Source organism: Mucilaginibacter calamicampi (genome assembly GCF_042676765.1).
Classification (GTDB): domain Bacteria; phylum Bacteroidota; class Bacteroidia; order Sphingobacteriales; family Sphingobacteriaceae; genus Mucilaginibacter; species Mucilaginibacter calamicampi.
Genome location: NZ_JBHTHU010000002.1, coordinates 102,080 through 126,429 on the forward strand (window position 1 = coordinate 102,080; position 24,350 = coordinate 126,429).

Genomic DNA, 24,350 nt, shown 5'->3' on the forward strand with positions numbered 1-24,350 from the left:
GTAAACAGCTTGAAAGGCTGAAGGTTATTCCTTAATATTTACTTAACGCAAATTTTATAGGGTTTGTGTTTTGTGTTGGATTGTTGAGATTTTCCCCCCAGCAAATCTTTCCCACTTGCGGTCTTTCCGTCTTCCCGACTAAATGCGTATTTTTGCCCCGATGAATTTTATAATTGATGCCGCAATTAAAGCGGTAAAACATATCTACCAAACTGATATTACACCTGCCGACATCAGCCTGCAGGAAACCCGCAAAGAGTTTGATGGCCAAATAACCATCGTTACTTTTCCGTTCACCAGGTTTTCCCGCAAATCTCCTGAGCAAACAGGGACCGATATCGGCGAGTTCATAAAAAACGAATTAACTGAAGTATCTGCATTTAATGTAATTAAGGGCTTTCTGAATATTTCCCTTTCAGATCAGTTTTGGATAAATCAGTTATATAAAAACATCGCAACCGAAGATTTTGCCATTGCTAAGCCCAACGGCAAAAAGGTGATGGTAGAATATTCTTCGCCCAATACCAATAAGCCGCTGCATTTGGGCCACGTGCGTAATAACCTGTTAGGCTACTCTGTAGCCGAAATATTAAAGACAGCGGGTTACGACGTAATAAAAGCGAACCTGGTAAACGACAGAGGCATTCACATATGTAAATCAATGCTGGCCTGGCAGCTGTTTGGTAACGGCGAAACGCCTGAATCAACAGGCATGAAGGGCGATCACCTGGTTGGTAAGTATTATGTGATCTTTGACAAGGAATATAAAAAGGAAATTGAATTTCTGAAAGGCGAGGGGCAGACCGAAGAAGAAGCAAAAAAGAACGCTCCGTTGATAAAGCAGGCGCAAACCCTGCTTCAAAAATGGGAGGCCGGCGATGCGGAGGTATTGGACCTTTGGAAAACCATGAACACCTGGGTGTATGATGGTTTCGGCAAAACCTACAAAGCGCTGGGCGTTGATTTTGATAAATTCTATTACGAATCTAACACCTATTTGTTAGGCAAGGATATTGTTGAGGAGGGACTGGAAAAAGGCGTTTTCTTTAAAAAGGAAGATGGCTCGGTGTGGATAGATCTGACTAATGATGGGCTGGACGAAAAACTGGTTCGTCGTGCGGATGGTACTTCGGTATATATCACCCAGGATCTGGGTACCGCGCAGCTAAAGTATAATGATTTTGGCATGGATGAATCCATCTATGTGGTGGGTAACGAACAGGATTATCACTTTAAAGTGCTCTTTCTGATATTGGATAAGCTGCAAAAAAGCTGGGCAAAAGGGTTGTATCACTTATCCTATGGGATGGTTGATCTGCCATCGGGTAAAATGAAATCGCGCGAGGGAACGGTGGTTGACGCTGATGACCTGATAGCCGAAATGGAAAGCACTGCCAAAGAAGTAACAGAAGCGCTGGGTAAAGTAAACGACTTTAGCGACGAAGAAAAACAGGAGCTTTACCACACCATAGGTATGGGTGCCTTAAAATACTTCCTGCTAAAAGTTGACCCTAAAAAACGTTTGCTGTTTGATCCGAATGAGTCGGTTGATTTTCAGGGGCATACGGGGCCGTTTATACAATACACCCATGCGCGTATCAAGTCGGTATTAGCCAGGGCAGGTGTTAACAGCGTTGCGCAGCAACCAACCGAATTAGCGCCCGAAGAGCGCGATCTTATTGTCCTGCTGAACCGTTTTCCCGACACGATACAAGAGGCCGCTAAAGGGCACAATCCGGGCTTAATTGCCAATTATGTGTACGAAGTGGCTAAAGTATATAACAAGTTTTATCACGAACACTCCATATTACAGGCAGAGGATGAGCTGGCCAAACAGTTCAGGCTGCAGCTTTCTACCGCATCGGCAAAGGTTATTAGCAGGGGCATGAACATGCTGGGCATTGCAGTGCCGGAAAGAATGTAAAACACTAGCTTGTCATTCTGAGCGCAGCGAAGAATCTTATACGCCACGCAAACCGTGCGATATGTCGCCTATAATATTGTGTGAACTATCAGTTGAATAGGATCCTTCACTGCGTTCAGGATGACAAACTTTTTCTGAGGATATCCCTTGAATATCACATTTTGCCAAACATTATAATACAAGCGTTAGTTGTAAAATAACAACAACACTATCGCTATGGCAACCAAAATACCTAAAAAGCAAAGCAAACAACCCGGCATTGAGGCCAAAATGGACCCGAGGCCCGAGTACATAAAACCCAATTACAAAGCTGCCGGTAAACTAATGGGCAAAGTGGCGCTAATAACGGGCGGCGATAGCGGTATTGGCAGAGCGGTTACCGTACATTTTGCCCGCGAGGGTGCTGATGTGGGCATAGTTTACCTCAATGAAGACGTTGACGCATTAGAAACGCAAAAAGAAGTAGAACGTGTTGGCCGCAAATGCCTGCTTATAAAAGGCGACGTTAAAAAGAGCGCATTTTGCGAAAAGGCCGTGCAAAAAATGATCAATGAATTTGGCCGGCTTAATATATTGGTAAATAACGCCGGTATGCAAATACCGGAGGAAGAACTTAGAGAGATTAGCGACAAGCACATGGAAGAAACCTTCCGTACCAACATATTCGCCTATTTCTATTTTGCTGATGCGGCCCTTAAACACATGCACGAGGGCGATTGCATTATTAACACCACTTCGGTTACGGCTTATCGCTCGTCGCCGCATTTAATAGATTATTCTTCTACCAAAGGCGCTATAACATCATTTACACGTTCATTGGCCACCAATCTTTCAAAAAAGAAGATCAGGGTGAACGCGGTTGCGCCGGGGCCTGTGTGGACGCCGCTTATTGTTTCCTCATTTAAAAAGGAGGATATAGAAAAGTTCGGCAAGCAAACCGCTATGGAAAGGGCAGGGCAGCCTTCCGAATTAGGGCCGGCTTATGTATTTTTGGCTTCAGACGACGCTTCTTTCATTACCGGGCAGGTGATACACGTTAACGGCGGCGAAGTAGTAAACGGCTAATGATATTTAAAGAAATAAGGTACATATTGTTTTTAGCGATAATACTGTGCACGGCAAAAGCCAGCGCGCAGTATAATGACAGTACTTTCTACCATATCAGCTTCGCGCCAATGGGTTCTATTAACAAAGCCAACGGCAATACAGCTTATCTGCTAAATAACAACCTTAAGTTTAACATTCGTAAAAAGGATATCTCGCTCAACTTCACCAACACGTGGATCTACGGCAGGCAAAACGTGGGTCTTACTAATAACGATTACTCATCATTTATCGACTTTAATTTGTACAAGGGGCCCGAGCATTTTTATTATTGGGGATTGCTGAACTATAATACCAGTTATTCACTTAAAATTAACAATCAGTTACTGTCCGGAGCGGGGATAGCTTACAGCATAATAGATAAACCAACGGCCTATTTTAACGTAAGCGACGGCATTTTGTACGACACCAGCGACTTACTGCTTGCCGGAAATAATGTTACTTACCATACCTACCGCAACTCCTTCCGCCTGGCCATTAAATTCAATATCAATAACGTGGTTACTGTTGAGAGCAATACTTTTCTGCAAAACTCCCTGGACAGGGGCTATGATTATATTATCCGCTCTACCAATGGCTTATCGTTTAAATTACGCAGCTGGCTAAGCATCAGTTCATCCCTTAACTACAACCGGCAGAACAGAACAGGCAGCGAGAATTTGCTATTTACGTACGGGATGAATTTTGAGAAGTATTTTTAGGGTAGTGTCTATTAAGTGATTATACCTTTACACCAAATATATAGCCCACTAAACCGGATAATCCCATGGCTATTGTTCCCCAAACTGTAATACGTAAAACCGCTTTGCCAATGTGTGAGCCGCCGGTTTTGGCCGCCACGGCGCCCAGTATCATCAATGAAATAATGGTGAATCCATATAAATAATATTCCATCTGCTTAACCGGGCAAAACAATACCGCCAGCAACGGCAGCAAACCGCCTGCGGTAAATGATGCACCCGAAGCCAAAGCCGCCTGTATAGGATTAGCCTGGCTAATTTCGTTAATACCCAATTCATCGCGCATGTGGGCACCAAGAGCATCATGCGCTGTTAATTCAACCGCTACCTGCATGGCAGTTGCTTTTTTTAAGCCCCGCCGCTCATATATCTGGGCCAGCATATTGAGTTCTTCCTCAGGCATTTCTTTCAACTCAAGCGCTTCCCGTTCAATATCAGCCTTTTCAGTGTCCGTTTGTGAACTTACCGACACATACTCGCCTGCCGCCATAGAAAGTGCTCCTGCCACAAGCCCCGCCACAGTGGCAAGAAGAATAGGCTCACGTGTGCTGCTTGCCGCCGCAACGCCAATAGCCAGGCTTGAAACAGATATAATGCCGTCGTTAGCGCCTAAAACTGCCGCGCGTAGCCAATTGCTTCTACCAATGTAATGAGTGTCCAAATAGTTATCTATGGTAAGCATAAAGTATTTTGCAATGTTGATGTGATAGCTAATGTAAGAGATTAGCCTGAATTTAAGAATACATAAATAAGACAACAAAAAGCCCTCCGCCGGTAACCGGGGAGGGCTCAGAAATTTTATTTAACTGATCTTAAAATCTCATGCCTAAAGTAAGGAAGAAGTTATCATTAGTACGCATAACATTTGCTACCGGCGAAGCGGTGCCTAATAAATAAGGATTGATATTTTGCGTTCCGGATACGTGTTGGTAGGCCGCATCAAAATAATAGGTACCAAAACGGTAACCTAAGCCACCTGTTGCCATGGTAGTGTTTTTACCATCGGTTTTAAGCGGGCTGCCCAGTAAACCATAACCACCGCGCAGCATAAAGTTAGGCACTACCTTTATTTCGGCACCAGTACGTATGTTTACCGCACCTTTATAGTTGTTCCTGATAATAGAGTTATCGTATGACGAATTGTAGCCATCAGTATTGTTAAGTCTGGCTGAGCTATAGTTAACGTACTCTACATCGCCGGTAATAAAGCCTGCCTTACCTATAAATACTGATAAACCTCCCGCTGCTTTAAACGGCGTGCGCATAGTATAGCTTAACGTATAAGCCGGCGACTCGCTGGTGTATTTAGTACCATTGCTTATTTGGGTGTTCAGCCCCTCGCTAAAACTGTCATCAACACTCATCCAGGTAGGGGTGGTTATTTGAGCGCCTAGTCTAACGGCTTCGTCTATCTTATAGATCAAACCAAGTTTAGCGTTAAAACCGGCACCTTTAGTGTTTTGATATTGCGTATAGCTTGAGTTATAATTCCTGTTAACAAATGTGGCAGGCGTTCCTTCGCTAATATTAACCACACCGATTTCATTAAACATGTTGGTTGAGTTGTAATTAAGCCCAACTATGCCAATGCCCAGGCCCAGATACAACTTGTTACTGTAATTAGCGCCAAGCGAAAGGTTAAACTCAGATTGCCCGCCCGTGCGTATAATATCATTAGCCTGTTTAACAGAAATGGGCCTTGGGTTGTTACTTTGGTAAGGTGTAGCAGAAGTATTATAGGCGTCTATCAGATTATGATCATAAGCATATCCCTGCACAAAGTCGCCCTGAATGCCGGATGAGTTAGCGAGGTCGGCATAGTAATCATTAATGGAGTTGGTGTTGGTACCGCCAAAGCGTATATTTTCACCAAAATCATTTGTTCTGTTGTAGCCCAAGCCAAAGTTCATACTTAACCATCCTTTGGTTTTATCTGTTCCGCGTGGCGTATTAAGCCTGCTGTAAAAAACCGCCGCCACATTATTAAGGTTGCCCGAGTTTTTTGATTGTGAGGTAGATTGCCCCAAATAGCTTGCATTATTCTTTGTTCCGTTAAATTCAGGCGTAACGCTTATCTCTGAGCGTGTAAAGAAACCCAAACCTGCAGGGTTGCCACTAACCGAGGTCAGATCGCCACCCACTGAAACATTGGCACCGCCTATGGCTTTTACCCGCGAGGTAGTACCGGTTTGCGCACCGGAAAAGCGAACGGCGTCCTTAGCATATTGTGCAAAGCTGGTTTTGCCTATCGCTATTAAAGCTATCAGGCACATTATATATTTAGTTCTCATAGTGTTGTGTCAAAAAAATAAAAGTTTATTATGGCCTAACCGGACGACCGCCGCCGCCACCACCACCGCCGCCGGAGTTTCCGCCGCCGCCACCACCGCCAAAATTGGTAGATGGTGCAGGTGGATTGTATTGTGGCCTAACCTGTTGTACTTCAGGGCGGCTTACATTGCCGTCGCGGGTTCTGGTATCACGCACACCACGTACTTGTCCACCCACGGTAGAAATACTTTGGGTGCTCAGGTCACCAGGCCTGCGGCCCGGCATAGTTTGATATACTGTGGTTCTTCCCGGTGTAGTTGATGTTGCAGCAGTGCCGCCAGCATAAACCGGACGAGGGTTTTGTCTTTGGCCATAGCCACCGGTTAAATACCCGCCGCCACCGTAGCCGTATCCATAACCCAAACCGTAGCCGCCATAACCCCATGGCGAATAACCATAGCCATAACCCAGCCCGTATCCATAACCTAAGCCATAGCCATATCCATAAAAAGAGGCATAGAATGGATCGTAAAAATAAGGGGAGTACATGCCGCCGTAAAAGAAGGGATCATAACCGTAACCCATGCCATAATTAACGCCCAGGCCCATATTCATGCCTATTCCTCCCCAGCCCCAGCGGTTATAGGGTGAGTAACCATAGTAAAAATTGTTGTACGAGAAAGGAGAGTAGTAATCAAACCTGTTTATCCTGGATGCATAATCTCCGTAATAGTAATAGTCGTCGTTGTCGTCGCTATAGCCATTATTTGCCTGATAATTATTATCAGCATAAACAATCTCGTCGCCGGCTTTTGCCCGTGTGTAATATACATCGTCGTCGTCAACGCCTGGTGTAGAAGCTAATTTCTGGCTGGTTGAGCAGGCACTCAACGCAATAGCACAGATAGCTATTAAATATTTTAGGTTGCGCTGCATAGTTTTTAGTATTGATAGATTTCTAATTTAGACAGATAAATAGGCTTAAGGTTTAATTAACATGGACTAATAACGTATAAATTTATAAATTTGGATGCGAAAGTATAAAAATAACAGTCACATTTCTATCACAAAGTATGAGCAAAGGAGTTATAAGTAAAGATGAAGATTACTCGCAATGGTATAACGACCTGGTAATTAAGGCCGATATGGCCGAATACTCGCCTGTAAGAGGCTGCATGATCATTAAACCGTATGGTTATTCTATATGGGAAAAGATGCAGGGTGTGTTGGACAAAATGTTTAAAGATACCGGCCATAGCAATGCCTATTTCCCTTTATTAATACCAAAATCTTTTTTTTCTAAAGAAGCAAGCCATGTTGATGGTTTTGCTAAAGAGTGCGCCGTGGTTACACATTACCGTTTAAAAAACGACGGCGAGGGTAATATAATAGTTGATGAGGAAGCTAAACTGGAAGAAGAGCTGATCATCCGCCCAACATCTGAAACCATTATATGGAACACTTATAAAGGCTGGATCCAATCCTACCGCGACCTGCCTATTTTGGTTAACCAATGGGCCAACGTAATGCGTTGGGAAATGCGCACGCGTTTGTTTTTACGCACCAGTGAATTTTTATGGCAGGAGGGGCACACCGCGCACGCTACTGCAGACGAAGCTATTGCTGAAACCGAACAAATGCTGAATGTTTATGCTGATTTTGTTGAGAACTGGCTGGCATTGCCTGTTGTAAAAGGACGCAAAACACCCAACGAACGTTTTGCAGGCGCTTTGGATACTTATTGTATTGAAGCTTTAATGCAGGATGGAAAAGCGCTTCAGGCAGGTACATCGCACTTTTTGGGGCAGAATTTTGCAAAAGCGTTTGATGTAAAATTCACTACAAGAGATAATAAACAAGATTACGTTTGGGCCACCTCATGGGGCGTATCCACGCGTTTAATAGGTGCCTTAATTATGGCGCATTCTGATGATGCCGGTTTAGTATTGCCACCAAAGCTGGCTCCGATACAGGTTGTTATTGTACCGATTTATAAACATGATGAGGAGTTAGCCAATATAACTGCTTATGTAAATAGCCTAAGTAAAGAACTGAAAGCTAAAGACATATCAGTTAAGTTTGACAACCGGGACACACACAGGCCAGGTGCTAAGTTTGCCGAGTACGAGTTAAAAGGGGTACCGTTGCGCGTTGCCATTGGCAGTCGCGATATGCAGAACGGCACGGTGGAACTGGCTCGTCGCGACACGAAAACTAAAGAAACCGTAAATCAGGATGGCTTAGCTGTGAAGATAGAGGCTTTATTGGAAGAAATTCAAACAAACATCTATCAGAAAGCGGCTGCTTTCCGAACAGAAAGTACTACGGAGGTTGATACGTATGAAGAGTTTAAACGCTTGTTAGACGAAAAACCCGGTTTCCTTTCTGCCCATTGGGATGGAACGCCCGAAACAGAGCAACGCATTAAAGACGAAACTAAAGCAACTATACGTTGTATACCTTTAGATAATAAACAAGAGGAGGGTAAGTGTATTCTTACCGGTAAGCCGTCAAATCAACGGGTGCTTTTTGCACGAGCATATTAGGTTTAGGTCCATAGCCCATGGTCGATAGTCCATAGTTATGGATATCTTTATTTTAACTATGGTCCATCGACTATCGACTATGGACCGTGCTGAAAGCACAACATGAAATTCGCCACCAAAGCTATACACGCAGGGCAAGAGCCCGATCCAAGCACCGGCGCAGTAATGACGCCGATATACCAGACCTCAACTTACTGGCAGAAATCGCCGGGCGATCATCAGGGATATGAATACTCGCGTGGCACCAATCCTACACGTAAGGCATTAGAAAATTGTTTGGCAGCTTTAGAGAATGCCAAATTCGGTTTAGCTTTTTCAAGCGGAATGGGTGCGACCGATGCGGTAATGAAACTATTGCAACCCGGTGACGAAGTTATTACCGGCGATGACCTGTACGGTGGCTCGTACCGCATTTTTACTAAAGTATTCGCCAACTACGGAATTAAATTTCACTTCCTGGATCTGTCTGATCCTGATATTATAAGGGAGTATACCAATGAAAAAACAAAACTCATCTGGATAGAAACACCAACCAATCCTACTATGCAAATAGTGGATATAGCGGCGGTGACCAAAATTGGCAAGGAGAAGGGTTTACTTACTGTGGTTGATAATACCTTTGCTTCGCCGTATTTGCAAAATCCTATTGATCTGGGTGCAGATATTGTGATGCACTCTGTTACCAAATACATCGGTGGCCATAGCGATGTAGTGATGGGCGCTTTGATGATGAACGACGAGGGCCTTTATAAACGCCTGTTCTTCATTTACAACGCCTGTGGTGCTACACCGGGCCCAATGGACAGCTTTCTGGTACTGCGTGGCATTAAAACCCTGCATTTACGCATGAAAGCCCATTGCGAGAACGGCCGCGTAATAGCAGAGTTTTTAAAAACGCACCCCAAAGTTGATAAAATATACTGGCCGGGCTTTACCGATCATCCTAATCACAACATTGCTAAACAGCAAATGCACGATTTTGGCGGCATGATATCTATTACCTTGAAAGATGCTGACCTTCAGGAGACTTTCCGTATAGCATCATCATTTAAAGTGTTCACATTGGCAGAATCATTAGGCGGCGTAGAATCACTAATTAATCACCCTGTTACCATGACGCATGCCTCTATACCCAAAGAAGCACGTGAGAAAGTAGGAGTGGTGGATAACCTTTTACGTTTAAGTGTAGGAGTAGAGGATGTGGATGATTTGCTGGAGGATTTGAAGCAGGCTTTAGCCCCCCAGCCCCCTAAAGGGGGAGTTTTTGACTAACTTATTGTAACATATTTTTTTTTAAATGGAAAAATGGCTAGATGAAGCTTTGGGTATTTGGAAATCTCAAAATTTGAAACTCAACGAAAAGGCCTCAACTACCCTTATTGAAACGGCCGAATCATTTTTGAATTTTCAATTTCCGGACGATTTTAAGCAACTCTACTTAGAGATGAATGGGTTCGATTATTTAGAATGGGAAGAACATTTATTCAGTGTTTGGTCGCTTGAGAGGATAATCGAAGAGTTTGAACCGGAAAGAGATTTTATCACGTTTAGCGACTACTCGCTTTCTGCTAATCACATTGGTTTTAGAATCGGCAGAGTCGGAATATATAAGATTTATCCTTCATTAGAAGACGTTCGTCCTGAACTTATTTCGAAAAGCTTTAAGGAAGTGGTGAATATGATAAATAGCAATTCTAAATTAGTTTATTAATAGCAGGTAATGGGTGTTATTCAACCATTCAATCTTAAAGCTTTTCTTGATACCAAAGTTGCTCAATACAACCAACCGGATTTTATAAAGAACGATCCGGTATCTATTCCACACTTGTTTACTAAAAAGCAGGACATAGAAATAATGGGCTTTTGGGCGGCTACATTGGCATGGGGGCAACGGGTAACCATAATTAATAAGTGTAAAGAACTAATTAGCTTGATGGATGGCGCACCTTATGATTTTATAATGAATCACGAGGAAGCTGACCTGAAAAAGCTGCTGCATTTTAAACACCGCACTTTTAATGATATAGATACTTTGTATTTCGTCGCATTTTTCAGACAGCATTATTCTAATTACAACTCATTGGAGGATGCTTTCTTGCCGGGCGGTGGTGACAGTCCCACCGTTGAAAACGCGTTAAACCACTTCCGATCTTACTTTTTTTCGTTGGAAGACGCACCTCATCGCACAAAAAAACATGTTTCATCGCCGTCGCAAAAATCAACCTGCAAGCGGCTGAACATGTTTTTACGCTGGATGGTACGCAAGGATGATAAAGGCGTTGATTTTGGCATTTGGAACAGAATAAAACCCGCCGACCTGATAATGCCTTGCGACCTGCACGTTGATCGTGTTGCCCGTAATCTGAAACTTATATACCGAAAGCAAACCGATTGGCAAACAGCCGTTGAACTAACAGAAAAGCTGCGCCAGTTTGATCCGCTTGACCCGGTAAAATATGATTTCGCTTTATTTGGGTTAGGTATTGAGGAGCGTTGGGGATTGGATGCGATTATTCCTAAATTAGATTAACATCGTTGTCATTTCGACGGAGCGGCGGGAGGCGTGAGCGCTGGCGCGGCGGAGAAATCCATACATAGTTTGAGCCACAGGAGTGGCATGTGTATAGATCTCTCCTTGCGTCGAGATGACAAAATGGTTATAACGCCGTTGTCATTTAGACGACCAGCGTGGGATTGAGCTGGGCGGAGGGAGAAATCTTTTCGAAGCGACTAATCGCGATCTATTTAATGATTTAAATAACAATCTATGGACAATAGTAAACAAGTACAGGATTTGCTGGCAGGCAAGTCTGCCCATACGCTGGCTCTTTACCGTCATTTTATAAGCGAGTTTGAAAAGATAGGGAAGATCAGTACAGAAGCTACCAAAACCATGATCGGTATATCCAACAGCCATAAACGTATTGCATGGGTAACGCAGTTAGGCAAAAACTTTATACATGTAGTATTCCCGCTCCGGGAGCCGTATTATGACAATCTCTGTTTTCAGAAAGTAGCGCAGGTACCCGGCAGCAATCAATTCAACCATCACTTACGGCTATTGCACGCAGAGGACATCAATGAGGAAGTTTTAAGTTTTATGCGGATAGCCTACCAATTGTAAAACTATCCGCAGTACAATTAAATGCCAAACATGGCCTGGCCTTCGTCTAAGCGTACCAGTTTACCATTCTCAAAATAAAAAAACTGATAAGTTTTCCTTTTTTCATCCTGGAAGCTTGTTTGTACTTTATAAACAGTATGGCTTGCGGTTTGCTCGGCCACTTGCGCGGTCCATTTGTGTTTTGATTTAAAGTCTGTTTCAGACATTCCGATAGTGTACGATGGAACTCTGCAGGCGGCAAACGCGATCATTAGCGAAAAGGCAATGGTGATTTTTTTCATGGTATGTCAGGTTGAATTATAGCTATTCGACCCCCTGTAACGTATAAGGTTTAAACCTTACAACTAATTTTTTACGGACACCCATTCACCACTTGCCTCGTCATACTGCTTAATAACGCGTGCAGGATTACCTACGGCGACAGAATAGGGCGGAATATTTTTAGTTACCACTGCCCCGGCCGCAATAACGCTATGCCTGCCAATAGTAACGCCGGATGTAATTACCGAATTAGCACCTATCCAGCAATTGTCTTCTACGATTATGGGGGCTACTATAATTTTCTGCAGCCTGATAGGAACCTTAATGTCACGGTACTCATGGTTTAAACCACTCGCAACCACGTTAGGAGCAAAAATTACATTATTACCAATGGTTACGGGGCCTATAATGATATTGCTTCGCCCAATAAGGCTATCATAACCTATGGTAACATCGCCTACGCCATTATTAACGTTGCAAAAATGTTCAATGGTTGACCAATTGCCCAGGTTAAATTTATTAAAAGGTATAACATCAAGTACGGCGTACCAGCGTATTTTTGAGCCCTTACCACGCTTATGCACAAACGGGTTAACAAATAGCTTTACCCACAAACGCGGTTTGGCATCGCCCGTTGGTATCAACATCCAATGAACCAACTTTTTAAGCCTTGGGTTGCTTTTTATTTTCTCTTTTAGCGTCATATCATTTACGTTTTGCCTTATCCCAAACGGCGCTCTGTTTGCCCGAAAGATAGCGGAAGATCCCTCTTATTACGGCGTAATTCATCATACAGAAATAGTAGGGGATAAAAAATATTTTGATTTTAACCTGCCTTGCTTCTAACATCCAGCCAAATAGGGACATACCGTAAAACGCGACCTGCCCCGCCAAAAACAATTGATATATGGCACCGCCATTTGCATGTACAATGGCAATATTCAGCCCCACCAATGCTATCATCAGGAAGGGCACAACCGTCCACCGCAACACCCGGTGACTGATGTACTGAAACGATAATATGGGTAACGGAAAGGGGTTAAACAAACTCTTTAACCATATAACCGACTGCAAGCCGCCCGCGGCAATGCGGATCTTACGTTTTAGTTCTTCTTTAACATCTTCTGATGCTGTTTCCATGGCGTAAGCCTCTGGTTCGTAAACAATGCGGTAACCCTTTTTGGCTATCAGCATAGAGATCATAAAATCGTCAATAATGGCGGTAGGGGGCACGTGCTCGTACAGATCAGTGCGCACACTGAATAATTCGCCGGCAGCACCTACCACAGAGTATAATTCAGAATCCCAAACCTTTAATTTAGATTCATATTTCCAGTAAAAACCTTCACCGGCCGTAGCGTCAGATTTCTCAGTTATCAGTACACGCTTTTCGCCTGCTACTGCGCCTACTTTGGCATCGGCATAGTGGCGGCAAATATTAATTATCGCGTCATTGTTTAAAAATGTATTGGCATCGGTAAATACCATTACATCAGTTGTAACACTGGCTATAGCGCGGTTAACAGCGGCCATTTTGCCTTTACGCCCGGCAGAATGCATGTGTATCACGCCCGGATATTTAGCTACAATATCAGCGGTTTTATCGCTTGAGCCATCGGTAATAAATATAAGCTGGAGTTTACCTTCCGGATAATTAAGCTCAAGACTGTTTTTTATCTTTTCGGCAATAAAAATTTCTTCGTTGTATGCCGCAACAATTAAGGTACAAGTGGGCAGGTTATCGGCAGCAGGTAATACCGGCTTACCTTTAACCGCGCGCTTTATTTTTATGATGAAATACAGCAATATGCCGTATCCGATAAAGGCATAGAAAATAATAAAAAAGCTTATCCAGAATAATGCTATCATAGTGCAATAGGGTAACCTAATTTTTTACTGTCCTTACTTTGGGTAACATTCCACCAAATGGCCTTTAGTAACCACCTGATAAAGTCTTTATGCCCTATCTTAATATATTTCAATATGTTACGAGGCGCAACTAAAGCTACAAAGTAGATATAAAAAAATAATCGTGCCGGTAACGGGGCATTTCTGCGTATAAATAAAATGCGGTTACGGTTCATAAAATACTCCTTAAGCGCGCTTATTTTACCTACCGATACCGACTCTTTATGATAAATAAGCGCGGCGCTCTGCAACCATATTTCATAGCCCGCGCGTTTAATACGGTCGCACCAATCCAGTTCCTCATAATATAAAAAAAAGGTGTCGGCCATTAAGCCCGCTTTATCAATGCATTCGTTTTTAACCATCATTGCCGCGCCGTGGGCATAACCGGTACGGCCTGTTAAATGGTCGTACTGCCCATCATCGGTTTCAAACTGGCCAATACTGGCATTACGAGCGGTATAGTAGTTCATATCAGTAAAGCCCATGTATTGCAGCATTTCCGGCTGGTCAAAATACCTTATCTTAGGCGATACCATACCTATACGTGAATTAGACTCAAGGGTTTCAACTAATGTTTGTACAAGGCCGTCCGTAAACTCGGTATCATTGTTCACCAGAAAAAAATAATCGCCTTTAGCTGCATTAATGCCCAGGTTATTGCCACCGGCAAAACCCAGGTTTTTATCAGAGCGGATAAAAATAATTTCGGGGTATTTTATTTTCCATTCGGGTACGCTATTTTCGGTGCTTCCGTTGTCAACAACTATTATTTCAATAGCAGAATAGGTATTTGTTTGGCTTATAGACGTTAACAATTGTTCTGTAACGTAACTTTGATTAAAATTAACCGTAATGATGGAAACCAATTTCATTATATAGATATTGTGGGCTAATACGGAGAAAGCCGCTGCTATGTTTTGTTGAAATTATTAATTAAAATTGAGAATCAAAGCAAATAATATAAAAGAGAAACCGTTGACCGGCGCAGAAATTGAATCGGCGGTTGACGAAAAGCTCACCGAGGTTGCGGCGTTGTTGGCCGGTAATGAATTGGATGATGACACGCGGGATCGCCTTCAGCAAAAATTCAACAATGCCCTATACAATCGTGATGAAAATGTAGCTATGGACGCTATTGCCGCATTCAACGTAATTGATAAAAAAGAGGATGCCTCGCGCGAGGAGTTGCTTGATGAATTTTCAATCCTGTTATTATCTAACAAAGTGGATAGCCGGGTAGCCGGAAAGTATTTAAAAGCAAAAAAAATAAATAATTTAGTGCTGATAATCATATCAGTGGTAATGGTGATGCTGGGCCTGTCTATGATAATTATACCCGCCCCACCTTCATTTGAATTGTTTACTATCTATTATTTTACTGAGGATGATGGGATAACAATAATGGATGTAATTGCCTGCATTATTATACTTACCGGAATTTATATGCTGATACGAACTTTATATGAAGACCCTTTTTTAAGTCGGACAAATGAATAAACGCCCCTACAAAATATTACTTGTTGATGATGACGCGCTTTTTTTAAAGCTGATGGGCCAGGCGTTTATAAATTCAGGATTTGTTTGTGATACCGCCCAGTCTGCTGAGGATGCTATCGCCTTTTTAGACAAAACGAACGCGCCAGATATTATCCTGTCTGACTATAACATGGGGGCGATGAACGGGTTGCAGTTCAGGAAGTATTTAATGGAAGATGAGTTCTTTAAGAATATTCCATTTCTGTTTCTGACTTACTTTTCAGACCGCGACCTGATGATACAGGGCCTTGACCTGCAGGCTATTGACTATGTGCTTAAAAACACACCGGTAAATGTTCTGGTATCTAAGGTTAACAACATACTTTTTGCCGTTGATAAACAGCGGGAACTTTCACAACTCGAAATAAAAAAAGCGGCTACCTCGCTCAATATAAAATCAATACCTGCTAATGTCCCCTCGGTTGAAGGCTTTAACATAGACTTTTGGCACAAGCCTTTTGATGATATACCCGGAGGCGATTTTATTGACTTTATACGCGTTAACGACCGTTATACATTTGTTGTTTTGGGCGATGTAATGGGTAAAAAGTGGATGGCATGGTTCTTCACTTTTGGCTTTCTAAGCTACATACGGTCTGCTGTGCGTTTTGCAGCGTTTAACGGCGAATATTCAACCGCGAAAATATTGCAGCAGGTTAACGATGTTATTTGCTTTGATGAAGTATTGAAAGATATTTTATCGAGCCTGTCGCTGCTATTAATAGACAGCGAAAAGGCAACTATAACTTATTCGGGCGCGGGCGACTTGCCCTTGATGCATTATAAACAGGCAGAAAACAAGGTTACACACATTAGTTCATCGGGATTATTACTTGGTCTTTTTGCTGATGGAAGCTACAGCGAGCAACAGCTAACACTTAAGCCCGACGACAGATTATTTATTTTTACTGATGGCATGATAGACTTAGCCGATGATGCCGGAAAAAAAAGCGATTACTACCGTTTTGCTTCCCTTTTACTGGATATGTTACCCAACACATCATTTACCGAAATGAAGGCAAAATTTGAGCACGATTTACAGGGGCAGGTAGATGATCAAAGCATTATATGTATTTACAAAATATAGGTATGATAAAGATATATCAGGAAGATCCCCAAAACGTTTTGCTTACCCTGCAAATTAAAGATGCCAACATGGGCCATGCCGATGCCTTTAAGGCCGAGTTGATCAATATTTTTGATAAACATCAAAGAAAACGCCTTATAATAAATATGGAGCAGGTGCAATATATTGACAGCTCTTTTTTAGGGGCTTTGGTTGCGGCGCTTAAATATGTCATATCCTTCCAATCTGATGTTATTTTGGTTGGTATGCGTAAAGATATCCTAAACCTTTTCGCGCTGATTAGGTTAGATAAGGTGTTTAAGATCTATGATAATTTTAATGATGCGCTTGCTCAATAGCTATGCCGGGTAGAATATTTAATCAGTTTGTATTACCTAATATACGCGAATCAATGATCTCGTCGTTGCGGGAGATACGCGCGTTTATCTATGAATTTTTACCTGCGGATGCTGCCAGCGAACAATTGGGATTTAAAATAGAAATGGTAATAACCGAACTGCTGACTAACGCGCTTAAACATGTTAAGAATGCAGAAACCTGTATGCGAATTTATCTTGACGACAATTACCTTACCATTGAAAAAACAGACTTCGGCTCGCAGTTTAACCCCGAAAATTTTGCCGATATTTTTAAACAGGCACCCGGATACAAAAAACTATTAACTTACGACGAGCTGCACAGTATTTACGCCGTTGTAGAGATGAACAATACCGTCCGTTTTACCTGCGAACAAAACGACAACAAGAAAGAGGTAGATATTAACGCCATAAACGAACATTTCGGTATGGTCATTATATCCAGATCTGCCGAAGCGTTTACCTATCATTATGATATCGCTTCGGGGCTTAACAGATTTACCGTGCGGATGCGTTTAGCAGAATAATTAATAGTTAGTTTTAACTAAACCGTCTAAAATATCCATAACAGCTTCATCTGTGTTCACATCAAACTTACGGGCGAAATAGGCACCTGATTTCTTCAAAAGCGATGCATCCTCAACAGTTAAAGTTTTGGGGCTAACCCCGCCACCCGACCAATCAATATAGCGCAGATCATTTTTTACCATTACATCCCGGTAAGGCGAATTGTATAAAATAGTCTGGAAAATAAACTCATCAGGCCCCCAGGTTAGTTTAATAAAATGGCGCAGTTTGGGCGTATTGTTCCAATAATCAAGTATGTATCGCACACAGTCCATTGATATAGTGAACCATTGCGAACGGCCCACAGGTATCATATCATTTGGCATGGTACGCGCCCCAAACAATTTATTAACAAGTTCCTGCAAAATAAAATGCCCCGGCAGCCTGAAATTATTAAAATGATAAAAGCGCACCCTTGGCAAACCATCAGGCCATTCAGATTCAAACAACAGGTAGTTCATAAAAGCTTTGCCTGGGTTGGCGTCCAAAAAATCGTGCAATTCCTGTTGTGGCCGCAGGGGATAATCCTGTCCGCTTAATAAGTTGAGGTATTGATAACTTTTACCCGAGTTCAATATCTCTGTAAAGCCATTAAAGGTTGCTTTAATTATATTATAAGTACCCCAGTAAACTTTAACGCGCTTTTGTATAAAGTGTACATTTTTAATACCGGCAAGGTGCTGAAATGGCGCGACATCCGTTTTTTTATCCAGGTGGATATAGATATCGGCATCATCATGGTGCAGGCTATTAACCAGACGCTCTAATTGCTGTGGTTGACTGTGGGCCAGTATTAAATGTGCTACTTTCACGTATCGCGGGTAAATTTATTTCGGTTTTATTATTGAAGCTAACATAGCTGCCTTATATTCGTATAAAGCTATACACTTATAACATTTAAATGAAGGAAAGATTTGAGGTATTGGATATTTTCCGGGGTATTTTTTCAAGCCTGGTTGTTTTATTCCACATGAGTACCTTTTCGGCCACCCCAATTATAAATAATCAGTTTGTTTATAACAGCGACCTTTTTGTCGATTTCTTCTTCGTTTTAAGCGGATTTGTAATTGCTTACAGTTATCAAAGCATTTCAACGGGAGCAGAGCTTAACAGGTTTTACAAAAAGCGTTTTTTTCGTTTATATCCACTGCATTTAATTGTTTTACTGGCCTTTGTCGCTATAGAACTTTCTAAACATTTTGCCGCCGGTTATGTGCAGGTTAATAAAATTGATAACGTAAGTAACAATTTAAGCACCTTTTTAAGCAATATATTTTTACTCAACTCGGTAAAGCTGCCCGGCATTCATGACGTGAGCTGGAACATAGCAAGCTGGTCAATAAGCGCCGAAATGATAGCTTATATCGTATTCGGTTTAACGATGCTGATGATTGGCAAAGCTGGTTTAACTAAAGGCAAATTGTTTGTTTACGCCCTGGTTGTATTGGCCGGGATAGCATTGCTGCATGTGCTAACCGGCACATTCGGGTTATTATTTACTTTCGATTACGGCTTTCTTCGTGGCATAACCGGTTTTTTTATTGGTGTTATTTGCTTCACAACGTTCAATACTTATAAAACTGCCATCAGAACAGCTGGCAACGTTTTGTTTAGCTTTTTAGAGATACTGATGCTTGCCATTACCATTATTTCCGTTTGTTATGGCGAGGTGTTTAAAAACTATGGTTTTATTTACCTGGCTGTATTTTTTACAACTATACTGGTTTTCGCTTTCGAGAAAGGGTGGCTATCAGCTCAGCTAAAAAAGTCGAAGTTTTTGCATCGCACCGGTCAATATTCGTATTCTATCTACATGATCCATACCCTAATTCTGAGTTTATTTAATGTGGTGTTCTTTAGGGCGTTAAAGCTACCGCCATCAGCTTATGCATACATGTTTATAGTAAACTATGCCATTATATGGGTAGCCTCTGCCTGGACCTTTAAACACATTGAAATGCGCTTTAACCTATCAACTAAAAAAGAGCCCGGGAAAAAAGGCTGGTGGGTTTGGTAGAACGTTGCGCATGATGTTTATTTAAAAATGAAATCGATCCCTTATCTATTGATCTTATTCCGGCTGTTGCTTGGGCCTGTTATGATATGGCTGGCCTACAGCAATGGGGAAGCTTTGCGCTTTGTTTTAGCAGTATTGATATTGTTGGGAATTCTATCTGATATTTTTGACGGCATTATTGCCCGACGGTTGAATGTATCTACCGTTAAAATGAGACGTATAGATAGTACAACCGACCTGTTTTTCTGGCTTTGTGTTGCCTGGTGCGCGTGGTTACTTAATCCCCAAGTAATACTTGATAACAGGTATTTGATAATAATAATTTTAATAATGGAGGGGCTTACCTACGTGTTAAGCTTTTTAAAGTTTAAAAAAGAAAATGCCACGCATGCTTTAATAAGCAAATTTTGGGCAGTTACACTTTTCATCGCATTCATCAGTTTAATTGGCTTTGGTTATGGGGGAGTACCTTTATTGATAACCTTCATTGTCGGCGTTATCGCTCATATTGATGTATACCTGATAATTTTACTATTACCCAAATGGATGCCTGATGTTCCGAGCTGTTGGCATGCCTTACAGATTAGACAAGGCAAAGAGATTAAACGCAATAAACTGTTTAACGGATAATCTTCCGAGACAAAACAAGTATAAAGGTGTGAAAGGGATTATTACAGTTCCGTTATCTCAATTTTCCGGTAGTAAATCTCCGCGCCTTCAGACTGTACCAATATCTTACCTTCAGTTACAGACGGCGCTTCAGCTTCGTTAACAACCACCCCGTTAACTATATATTTTATTTTTCCTTTATCTGCAATCACTTCTACACGGTTCCATTCACCTGTTGGCTTTTCGCCGTCGCGTTTCTTTTGAGCCCGGTTATAATCCTTAGGAGTGGTGCGCTTTCCGTCGATAACTACAGTGGTGTAACCAATTAACCATATATCGCCTACATCACCTTCCTGTATCTGGCACTCAATTGATTTTGGCCATACAACGTCGGTATCATTCGCAGGTACAAAAAAGCATATGCCGTTATCCCGCCTTGTTGTATCAGCATCCCGGGGTGGATATTTTTTTGTTCCCCACTTAAACTCAACTACTAAATGAAAATCTTTGTACGATTTTTCTGTAGCTATATAGCCAAATTCTTTTCCGGTTATGTGCAGCATTTTATTACTCACCGTAAAAATCTTCTCCGGATCATTATTTTTTCCTTTAGAAGTTAAAAAGCTGTACCAGCCTTTAAGGTCGGTGCCATTGAAAAGCGTTTGCACTTTTTTTACACTTTGAGCATTTACAACATGCGCGGCCAGTAAAAAACAGATTAACAGAGATCTTCTCATACCAGTAATGTGATTTAGCTTATTACGATCAAAGCCCGGTACATTCGCACCGGGCTTTGATTATGGTTTTATTTAAAAAGCTTTTGAGCTACTGTACTTAGAAACAGCTTACAATTCATCCAGGTGTGTCCACCGTCTGAAAAGAAGGACTCATATTTTATCTTCTTTTCATCCAACACTTTCATGTAATCGTTCTTTATTGTACCGTAGGTAGGGTCTTCGGTTCCAACACCCATCCAAAACAGTTTTAACTGTTTGTTGGTTTTTTCCGGGTTTTCAAACGCGTACGCATTGTTGCGGTCGAACTCGTTTTTAAGCATCCCCGGTGCAAAACCAATTACGTAACTAAATTTATCCTGATTGTTCAAGCCAAAATAAAGCGAGGTGCCGCCACCGCCGGAGAAACCAGCTATAGCGCGGCTGTCCTTATCATTTTTAGTTCTGTAATTCTTTTCAACAAACGGCATCAGGTTGCCAAAAAAGTCTTTTTTAAACTCCTGCAGATTCGGCCAGTCGCGCAGGCTACCGGTTTTGGTAATGGTAGGGTAGGCGCGGCCGTAAGGCATAACAATTATCATTTCCTGTGCTTTACCTTCTTTTATCAGGTTATCCAGTATAAAGTTGGCCCTTCCAACTTTCGTCCAGGTTTCTTCAGTGTCCGATGATCCGTGCAACAAATACAGAACCGGGTATTTTTTTGAAGGATTAGCTTCGTAGCCCGGCGGCGTGTAAACAACAACCGTGCGGTTGCCTAACTCAGCCGAGTTGTAGTAACGATAAGTTACCAGGCCGTGCGGCACATTACGAATGGAATGCACCAGGGGAGTAGGGCCGGGCACATCGAGTACGCTGTTTTGAAAATTCTCGTTAGGAAATATGTTTGAATTTCCCGGATCGGCAACCTGCACTCCATCTACATTAAATGCGTAGGGATACATATCAGGTTTTACAGGCCCGAAGGTAACTTCCCACACACCTTTATCGTTCTTTTTCATTTGCTGCGGCGCTTTGGTCATTTGGGTAACAACCTTAACGTCGTTTGCTTTTGGCGCGTTAAATCTAAGCGTAACCATATTGTCTTTGCTTACCTCGTTGGATATAAACAGCGTTTGCGCGCCGCCCATAGCCTGTGCCATGGCACTTAACGAAGCGCTTAAACAAAGTACCGTGATAAGTGCAGACCTGCCGAAGCTCATTTTGCCTGAGCAGGCAGTATTAGTGTTAATTTGTCTCATTATGATTTATAGTTGGTTGCACTAAATATCAGAATAATATTTCCGTTACGCAAACGATGTAAATATTTGCAAAGTTTAATTGCTGTTGGTTACCCAATTTACGCGTTTACCGCTTTCTTACGCGAATGGCTCTTCAAAAATAGCTTCACTTCATAAAAGCCTGTTTTAAAAATACTCCAGTAGGTAAATTTGCTATATCTGTTAAGCGCCCAGTATCCAATTATAGTACCGGTTAAAATAGGGAACACCGTAGCAAAGGCGATACCGTAAACGCTGCCGGTTAAGTAAATACCCAGAAAATCTGTAGCTATATTAACCGCCAGCATTACCAACACCTTATAAAAGTTTATTTTAGGTTGATGTATAACATCAAGTGTAAGCGCAAAGAATCTATCAGGTGGGAAGATAATGGCAAAGCTTAAAAATAGCCGGAAAACATTAGCCGCCTCGGTACCCACATACTTGCCACCACCTATAATATAAATAGGCAGATCGGCCAGAGCGCAGCCAATTATAACTATAGGTATTAAAACTACCGCCAACATACCCGCATAACGTTTCATTGTGTGTATTACCAACTCGCGGTTGCCCTGGTTATAAGCGGCTGATAGTTCGGGCATACCTGTAGCAGAAAAGCTGCGTAATGGTATCTCAACCAGTTGCATCAATGTTTGGCCAAGGTTATAAATAGCAAGGGCAGACGCGCCAAGTAAAGTATTAATTATTTGAACATCAGAAAAGCTAAACATATTTGAGCTTAATGATGACCCAACAGAAAACTTGCCGAAATGATAGATCTCCAAAATACCTGCCTTAGTCCGGTGTTTTAAATTGCTTATGCCCGACCAACCTTTTATGAGTACAAATACAGTTGTTAACGAGCTGGATACCAGGTAAGATGCTAATATGGCATGTATAGTGGCCCGGCCGGTAACCATTAGCGCTATAATAAAAACAATGTAACTGCCCTGGTTGCAGAAGCGGATGTAAAGCAGGCGATCAAACTTTTGCTGACCCTGTACCATGCAGGTTGCCATAAACCAAGGTAAAGATATCAGGTAATACAAACCTGAGAACTGAAAGAACAGCCGGTAACCATCGCCTTTTATTAAATGTAAAAAAGGGTAGGAACACAAGCCAATGAGCGCGAGTATGCCGGAAATGACAGCGCCTATAAACCACGCAGACCCCGCCACTTCTGCGCTTCGCTCTTCACTTGAGCCGGCAAAAAACTTAATAAAAGCAGTTGTTAAAAAGCCGGAACGAATGGTATCAATAAACAACAGGTTAGAAAGAAAAAGTACCCAATTACCCATACTATCCTGCGGGAGAGCGCGATAGATCAACGTAGTGGTAACCAAACCCAGCCCGGACATAATGATATTGCCCGCTAAGGATAAAAAATGTTTATTACGGATAAGATTAAAAACTTTTTTGAACATCTTTTCGTAAACTTACGCTGAAACAAGGATAAAGAATTTTATCCTTTTAAACGGCAACTAAAAACATTTTGTTCGCGCATGAGCAGGGATAAAACCTATTTTGAAGGCGTTACTTTACTGGTTACTCATTATAACCGCACCAGATCGTTGGAGCGGTTGCTAAATGCCTTTACGGCGCTCAATGCTGCCTTTGAGGACATTGTGGTATCTGACGATGGCAGCAAGCCCGAAAACCAGGAAAGATTGAAGGTGCTTGAGAAAGAGTTAAACTTTAGGCTCATCACCACCCCTAAAAACGCGGGTTTGGGCAACAACATTAACAAAGGACAGGATGCCGTAAAAACGCCGTATACGCTTTATGTTCAGGAAGATTTTGAGCCCAAACCGGCTTTTGCAGAACACTTTAAAGACGCGCTCGGCTTTATGAACGCCGACCCACAACTGGACGTAGCGCGCTTTTACGCCTACTTTAAATATCCGTATACAAAACCCTATGGTAAAGGCTTTTCTGAAATGAAATTCAGTATTTCTCCGTTGGCCAATAATCACCTTAAATTTTATGTTTATAGTGATCATCCGCATTTACGCAGAAGCACTTTTTTCGAGAAATTCGGCCGTTATCCTGAAGGTATAAAAGGCGATCTAACCGAATTCGGTATGGCCGTATCCTTTATTCAAAACAAAGGCAAAGGCATTATCCGGGATGATTTTAACGATATGTTCTGGCAAAAAAATTCATCCGACGAGCCAAGTACCATGAGCAGGGCCAACTGGCGCGAAAGCAGAAACCCGCTTGCTTTGGCATTACGCGCGGCGTATTTGCAATTCAGATTATTAAAAAACACTTACCAGGTGTTGTTTACCAAACCGGTTAAAAAATAAT

Annotated in this window: 26 protein-coding genes; 15 read left to right on the forward strand and 11 right to left on the reverse strand. The window is 42.1% G+C overall.

The annotated features are described in order from the left end of the window. The first annotated feature begins 160 nt into the window (after positions 1-160). The 3 genes from argS (at position 161) to ACFQZS_RS04640 (ending at position 3,729) form a co-directional block, all read left to right on the forward strand. Entirely contained in the window at positions 161-1,924 is a 1,764-nt protein-coding gene (gene argS / locus ACFQZS_RS04630) for an arginine--tRNA ligase (protein WP_377097755.1), read from the forward strand. Positions 1,925-2,140: 216 nt separating this feature from the next. Further along, positions 2,141-2,989 (forward strand): SDR family oxidoreductase, encoded by an 849-nt coding sequence (locus tag ACFQZS_RS04635; RefSeq protein ID WP_377097757.1) that lies wholly within the window; start codon positions 2,141-2,143, stop codon positions 2,987-2,989. Beyond that, the gene (locus ACFQZS_RS04640; protein WP_377097759.1) at positions 2,989-3,729 is read left to right on the forward strand and encodes a DUF481 domain-containing protein; all 741 of its coding nucleotides are present in this window, start codon (positions 2,989-2,991) and stop codon (positions 3,727-3,729) included. The genes ACFQZS_RS04635 and ACFQZS_RS04640 overlap by 1 nt, the downstream gene beginning before the upstream one ends. A gap of 19 nt (positions 3,730-3,748) precedes the next feature. Here ACFQZS_RS04640 and ACFQZS_RS04645 read toward each other — a convergent pair whose 3' ends face one another. The 3 genes from ACFQZS_RS04645 to ACFQZS_RS04655 form a co-directional block, all read right to left on the reverse strand. Then, positions 3,749-4,450, reverse strand: a complete 702-nt coding sequence (locus ACFQZS_RS04645) for a VIT1/CCC1 transporter family protein (RefSeq protein WP_377097761.1) — start codon at positions 4,448-4,450, stop codon at positions 3,749-3,751. 130 nt (positions 4,451-4,580) lie between these two features. Continuing rightward, entirely contained in the window at positions 4,581-6,059 is a 1,479-nt protein-coding gene (locus tag ACFQZS_RS04650) for an OmpP1/FadL family transporter (RefSeq protein ID WP_377097763.1), read from the reverse strand. Between the two features lie 28 nt (positions 6,060-6,087). After that, entirely contained in the window at positions 6,088-6,975 is an 888-nt protein-coding gene (locus ACFQZS_RS04655; RefSeq protein ID WP_377097764.1) for a hypothetical protein, read from the reverse strand. Positions 6,976-7,112: 137 nt separating this feature from the next. On the opposite strand from ACFQZS_RS04655, the gene proS reads away from it, so the two are divergent. The 5 genes from proS (at position 7,113) to ACFQZS_RS04680 (ending at position 11,709) form a co-directional block, all read left to right on the forward strand. Further along, complete coding sequence (proS, locus tag ACFQZS_RS04660; RefSeq protein ID WP_377097765.1) at positions 7,113-8,585, forward strand: proline--tRNA ligase; 1,473 nt, start codon at positions 7,113-7,115, stop codon at positions 8,583-8,585. A 102-nt stretch (positions 8,586-8,687) separates the two neighbouring features. Next, positions 8,688-9,857, forward strand: a complete 1,170-nt coding sequence (locus tag ACFQZS_RS04665) for a cystathionine gamma-synthase (protein ID WP_377097766.1) — start codon at positions 8,688-8,690, stop codon at positions 9,855-9,857. A 25-nt stretch (positions 9,858-9,882) separates the two neighbouring features. Continuing rightward, positions 9,883-10,296, forward strand: a complete 414-nt coding sequence (locus ACFQZS_RS04670) for an SMI1/KNR4 family protein (RefSeq protein ID WP_377097768.1) — start codon at positions 9,883-9,885, stop codon at positions 10,294-10,296. 9 nt (positions 10,297-10,305) lie between these two features. Continuing rightward, the gene (locus ACFQZS_RS04675; RefSeq protein WP_377097769.1) at positions 10,306-11,115 is read left to right on the forward strand and encodes a TIGR02757 family protein; all 810 of its coding nucleotides are present in this window, start codon (positions 10,306-10,308) and stop codon (positions 11,113-11,115) included. A gap of 237 nt (positions 11,116-11,352) precedes the next feature. Continuing rightward, positions 11,353-11,709 (forward strand): DUF5655 domain-containing protein, encoded by a 357-nt coding sequence (locus tag ACFQZS_RS04680; RefSeq protein WP_377097771.1) that lies wholly within the window; start codon positions 11,353-11,355, stop codon positions 11,707-11,709. 17 nt (positions 11,710-11,726) lie between these two features. Here the strand turns inward: ACFQZS_RS04680 and ACFQZS_RS04685 are convergent, their stop codons facing one another. The 4 genes from ACFQZS_RS04685 to ACFQZS_RS04700 all read right to left on the reverse strand — a co-directional run bounded on the left by ACFQZS_RS04685 (position 11,727) and on the right by ACFQZS_RS04700 (position 14,753). Further along, a complete protein-coding gene (locus ACFQZS_RS04685; RefSeq protein WP_377097773.1) occupies positions 11,727-11,990 on the reverse strand; it encodes a hypothetical protein in 264 nt (87 codons plus the stop codon). Positions 11,991-12,053: 63 nt separating this feature from the next. After that, positions 12,054-12,674 carry an acyltransferase gene (locus ACFQZS_RS04690; protein WP_377097775.1) on the reverse strand — a complete coding sequence of 207 codons (621 nt, stop codon included), beginning with the start codon at positions 12,672-12,674 and terminating at the stop codon, positions 12,054-12,056. A 1-nt stretch (position 12,675) separates the two neighbouring features. After that, positions 12,676-13,839, reverse strand: a complete 1,164-nt coding sequence (locus ACFQZS_RS04695) for a glycosyltransferase family 2 protein (RefSeq protein WP_377097777.1) — start codon at positions 13,837-13,839, stop codon at positions 12,676-12,678. Beyond that, positions 13,836-14,753 (reverse strand): glycosyltransferase family 2 protein, encoded by a 918-nt coding sequence (locus tag ACFQZS_RS04700; RefSeq protein ID WP_377097779.1) that lies wholly within the window; start codon positions 14,751-14,753, stop codon positions 13,836-13,838. The genes ACFQZS_RS04695 and ACFQZS_RS04700 overlap by 4 nt, the downstream gene beginning before the upstream one ends. Positions 14,754-14,820: 67 nt before the next feature. Here ACFQZS_RS04700 and ACFQZS_RS04705 point away from each other — a divergent pair, with 67 nt between their 5' ends. Genes ACFQZS_RS04705 through ACFQZS_RS04720 form a run of 4 tightly spaced genes read left to right on the forward strand, consistent with a single transcriptional unit; the run spans position 14,821 to position 17,387 of the window. Then, positions 14,821-15,378 (forward strand): hypothetical protein, encoded by a 558-nt coding sequence (locus ACFQZS_RS04705; RefSeq protein WP_377097781.1) that lies wholly within the window; start codon positions 14,821-14,823, stop codon positions 15,376-15,378. Beyond that, positions 15,371-16,504, forward strand: coding sequence for a SpoIIE family protein phosphatase (locus ACFQZS_RS04710; RefSeq protein WP_377097783.1), 1,134 nt, complete (start codon positions 15,371-15,373; stop codon positions 16,502-16,504). The genes ACFQZS_RS04705 and ACFQZS_RS04710 overlap by 8 nt, the downstream gene beginning before the upstream one ends. Before the next feature lie 2 nt (positions 16,505-16,506). After that, on the forward strand, positions 16,507-16,842 hold the full coding sequence (locus tag ACFQZS_RS04715; protein ID WP_377097785.1) for an STAS domain-containing protein: 336 nt from the start codon (positions 16,507-16,509) through the stop codon (positions 16,840-16,842). A gap of 2 nt (positions 16,843-16,844) precedes the next feature. Continuing rightward, positions 16,845-17,387 (forward strand): ATP-binding protein, encoded by a 543-nt coding sequence (locus ACFQZS_RS04720; protein WP_377097787.1) that lies wholly within the window; start codon positions 16,845-16,847, stop codon positions 17,385-17,387. Here the strand turns inward: ACFQZS_RS04720 and ACFQZS_RS04725 are convergent, their stop codons facing one another. After that, positions 17,388-18,239 carry a beta-1,6-N-acetylglucosaminyltransferase gene (locus tag ACFQZS_RS04725; protein ID WP_377097789.1) on the reverse strand — a complete coding sequence of 284 codons (852 nt, stop codon included), beginning with the start codon at positions 18,237-18,239 and terminating at the stop codon, positions 17,388-17,390. Positions 18,240-18,328: 89 nt separating this feature from the next. On the opposite strand from ACFQZS_RS04725, the gene ACFQZS_RS04730 reads away from it, so the two are divergent. Together ACFQZS_RS04730 and ACFQZS_RS04735 are read left to right on the forward strand one after the other, a co-directional pair. Further along, positions 18,329-19,444 carry an acyltransferase family protein gene (locus ACFQZS_RS04730; protein WP_377097791.1) on the forward strand — a complete coding sequence of 372 codons (1,116 nt, stop codon included), beginning with the start codon at positions 18,329-18,331 and terminating at the stop codon, positions 19,442-19,444. A gap of 27 nt (positions 19,445-19,471) precedes the next feature. Beyond that, entirely contained in the window at positions 19,472-20,074 is a 603-nt protein-coding gene (locus ACFQZS_RS04735) for a CDP-alcohol phosphatidyltransferase family protein (protein WP_377097793.1), read from the forward strand. A gap of 41 nt (positions 20,075-20,115) precedes the next feature. Here the strand turns inward: ACFQZS_RS04735 and ACFQZS_RS04740 are convergent, their stop codons facing one another. The 3 genes from ACFQZS_RS04740 to ACFQZS_RS04750 form a co-directional block, all read right to left on the reverse strand. Then, a complete protein-coding gene (locus ACFQZS_RS04740; protein WP_377097795.1) occupies positions 20,116-20,790 on the reverse strand; it encodes a 3-keto-disaccharide hydrolase in 675 nt (224 codons plus the stop codon). Between the two features lie 68 nt (positions 20,791-20,858). After that, on the reverse strand, positions 20,859-22,025 hold the full coding sequence (locus ACFQZS_RS04745; RefSeq protein WP_377097797.1) for an esterase: 1,167 nt from the start codon (positions 22,023-22,025) through the stop codon (positions 20,859-20,861). Between the two features lie 98 nt (positions 22,026-22,123). Next, positions 22,124-23,467 carry a lipopolysaccharide biosynthesis protein gene (locus ACFQZS_RS04750; RefSeq protein ID WP_377097799.1) on the reverse strand — a complete coding sequence of 448 codons (1,344 nt, stop codon included), beginning with the start codon at positions 23,465-23,467 and terminating at the stop codon, positions 22,124-22,126. 78 nt (positions 23,468-23,545) lie between these two features. Here ACFQZS_RS04750 and ACFQZS_RS04755 point away from each other — a divergent pair, with 78 nt between their 5' ends. Beyond that, entirely contained in the window at positions 23,546-24,349 is an 804-nt protein-coding gene (locus ACFQZS_RS04755; RefSeq protein WP_377097801.1) for a glycosyltransferase, read from the forward strand. The last annotated feature ends 1 nt before the right edge of the window (position 24,350 follow it).